The following is a 3398-nucleotide window of genomic DNA, read 5'->3' as shown; positions in this document are numbered from 1 at the left end:
GGCGGCGTTTTCGAGTACCGCTTTCCCAAGCCCGCTGCGGGTGGTGGCGCCACCAAAGAGGCCTTTCCCAAAGTGGCCTACGCGATTGATTTCGCGCCCTGGCATTGGGTGATCGGCACCGGGGTGTACGTGGACGACGTGAGCGCGGCCGCCTGGGCTTACAGCACGCAGGGGCTCATCATCTCGGTCATCGGCATTGCCCTGCTGGTGGCGCTGGCGCTGTTCATCACCCGCCGCACCAACACCTCGATGCGCAACGCCTTCGCCGTGTTTGGGCGGCTTGAGCAGGGCGACCTGACGGTGCGCATGGACAGCCGAAGCAACGACGAAATCGGTCAGGTCATGGCCTCGGCGCAAAAGATGATCGACCGCTTCACCCACACCATCGGCTCGGTGCGGTCTTCCGCCGAGCAGTTGCTCTCAGCGTCCACTCAGGTGTCGGCGACTTCGCAGAGCCTGTCGCAGTCGTCTTCCGAGCAGGCGGCTTCGGTGGAACAAACCTCGGCGACCGTCGAGCAGGCAGCCGCCTCGATTCGCCAGAACGCGGATAACTCATCTGCCGCCGATGCGCTCGCCCAACAGGTGCTTCAACATGCCAACAGCAGTAAAACCGCCGTTGGACAGGCTTCCACAGCCATGCAAACCATCGCGGATCGCATTTCTCTCATCGATGACATTGCCTATCAGACCAATATGCTGGCTTTGAATGCGGCGATTGAAGCCGCCCGGGCCGGAGAGCATGGCAAGGGCTTTGCGGTGGTGGCCGCGGAGGTGCGCAAGCTGGCCGAGAAAAGCCAATCCGCAGCCAAGGAAATCGGCGATCTCGCCTCCACAACGGTCAAACATGCCGATCACGCCACTCACCTGATTTCTGAATTGGTCATTCTGAAGACGAAGAACTACGGCCTCGTCCAGGAAATCGCCGCAGCAACCACGGAACAGGCCACCGGCATGCAGCAGATCAATCAAGCGGTGGCGCAGCTCTCGGCCGTCACTCAGCAGAACGCTTCGGCTTCGGAACAACTCGCGGCGACTGCGGAAGAGATGAATGCGCAGGCCAGTGGTCTGCAAGACCTCATCAGCCAGTTCAAAACCGACGCTCAAGCTACCCATGCCGCGGCCCAGCCGCGCACGCCGACTGCCCCCGCGCGCCGACCCGCTGCCACGCCGCGCCCCGCCCTGGCCGCGGCCGGTGCGGGCGACTTCGTCAAATTCTGATCACCCCATTTTCCAAGGAGCCCCATATGACGACCGCCCTCGCGCATCCGTCTTCCCCCCCCGCCCTGCAACTGGCGGGCAACGCCCAGCCCACCAGCGGCCAGTACCTGACCTTCACCTTGCAGAACGAAATCTATGGTCTGGACATTCTGCGCGTGCGGGAAATTCTGGAATACACCCGGCCCACCACCGTGCCGATGATGCCGACCTTCGTGCACGGCGTGATCAACCTGCGCGGCAACGTGGTGCCGGTGATTGATCTGGCGCAGCGCTTCGGCCGCGCGCCCACCGCCCTGCAGGCCCGCACCTGCATCGTCATCGTTGAAATCGAGGGCGAAGACGGGCCGCTGGCCATCGGCGTGCTGGTCGATGCGGTCAACGCCGTACTCGACATGGAAGCCGGACAGATCGAACCGGCGCCGAGCTTCGGCACCGGGCTCAAACAAGAGTTCATCCGCGGCATGGCGCGCACCGAAGCCGGCTTCATCATCCTGCTCGACGTGGGCCGGGTGCTGTCGGTCGAAGACATGGCCGGTCTGGCCAGCGCCGCACAAATCAACGCCTGACCCGGCCCCACAAATCCCGCTCACTTTCACCCATCTTCTACCCCTTTACTGAAGCGAACACGACATGGCAACCGCTCTGCATCACCGACTCCAGTTCCGCATCCTCGTCCCCATCGCGGTACTCGTCATCGCTGTGGTGGCCGCTGGCACCTTTCTGCTGGCGCGCAACGCACAGCATCTGGTTGGCCAGGAGATTCAACGCGAGGCCCAACAGCAAATGGGAGAAGTGGCCCGCACGCTGACCATCACCAAGAACCTGATCGAGGAACAGGTGCATGGTTCGATGCGCCTGATGACCGAACGCGGCGCACAACTGGGCACGCCCTCGCTCGGCGCTCCGGTCGATCTGGCTGGAAAGTCGCTGCCCGACCTGCTGTTGGGAAAGACCAGCGAAGTCAACCAGTTTGATCTGGTCGATGGCGTGACCAAGCTGTTCGGCGGCACGGCCACCCTGTTCGTGCGCAGCGGCGACGACTTTGTGCGCGTGAGCACCAATGTCAAGAAGCCCGATGGCACCCGCGCCATCGGCACCCTGCTCGACCCCAAGGGAAAGGTCATCGCTGACATTCGCAATGGCAAGGCCTTTTATGGCGTGGTGCAGATTCTGGGCAACCCATTCATAACCGGCTACGAACCCATGCGCGACGCCAGCGGCAAGATCATCGGTATCTGGTACGTGGGCTACAAGGCGCAGATCGATGCCATCAAAAACGAAGTCGGCAAACTGCAACTGCTGCATGGTGGCAATCTCGACGTGACCGATAGCGGCGGCAAGGTCATTTTCGCCTCTGAAAACAGGCCGACCCAGATCAACGCTGACGACTGGATCAGCTACTCCGAGCCCGTACCCGGGTGGGGCTTCACCGTGACGACGCGCTATCCCAAAGCGGCCATTGCCAGCTACACCTGGTCGCGCGTGCTGCCGCTGATCGTGGGAGGCGGGGTGGTGATTCTGCTCATTCTCGGCGTCGCCACGTATCTGTTGCGCCGTCTGGTGCTCCGCCCGCTAAGCGAGGCGGTTTCCGTCGCCCAGCGTGTGGCCGAAGGCGATCTGTCGGTGCGGGTGGCTTCCACCTCGAAGGATGAAACCGGGCAGTTGCTCAGCGCGTTGGCAGACATGGTCGGGCGGCTGACTTCGGTTATCGGCTCGGTGCGGTCTTCTGCCGAGCAGTTGCTCTCGGCCTCCACGCAGGTGTCAGCCACTTCGCAGAGTCTGTCGCAGTCGTCTTCGGAGCAGGCCGCGTCGGTGGAGGAAACCTCGGCCACGCTGGAGCAGGCGACGGCTTCCATTCGCCAGAACGCGGATAACGCCCGTCTGACGGATTCGATGGCGCAGCAGGCTGCAGGCCAGGCGCGTGAAGGGGGTGCGGCGGTGCAGGGCACGGTCTCGGCGATGCAGAGTATTGCCGAGCGCATCTCGATCATCGATGACATTGCGTATCAGACCAATATGCTGGCTTTGAATGCGGCCATCGAAGCGGCCAGAGCCGGGGAACATGGCAAGGGCTTTGCGGTGGTGGCCGCCGAGGTGCGCAAGCTGGCGGAGCGTTCTCAGGTAGCGGCCAAGGAGATTGGCGATCTGGCGACTTCGACGGTGAAGCAGGCGGATGCCGC

General features: G+C 63.0%; 3 protein-coding genes. All 3 read left to right on the top strand.

Annotated features, from left to right (window positions below; genetic code table 11):
• A partial coding sequence (locus AC2VLV_RS03000; RefSeq protein WP_486988566.1) for a methyl-accepting chemotaxis protein occupies nucleotides 1–1218 on the top strand: 1218 nt, incomplete at its 5' end.
• A 26-nt stretch (nucleotides 1219–1244) separates the two neighbouring features.
• Nucleotides 1245–1784: a chemotaxis protein CheW gene (locus AC2VLV_RS02995; protein ID WP_486988565.1), complete on the top strand. Its 540-nt coding sequence runs from the start codon at nucleotides 1245–1247 to the stop codon at nucleotides 1782–1784.
• 64 nt (nucleotides 1785–1848) lie between these two features.
• Nucleotides 1849–3398: methyl-accepting chemotaxis protein (locus tag AC2VLV_RS02990; protein ID WP_486988564.1), on the top strand; the 1550-nt coding region annotated here is incomplete at its 3' end.

Source organism: Thiomonas sp. TH-17, assembly GCF_057473305.1.
Note: the sequence above shows the minus strand (reverse complement) of the source record. Positions and strands in the feature narration are given on the sequence as shown.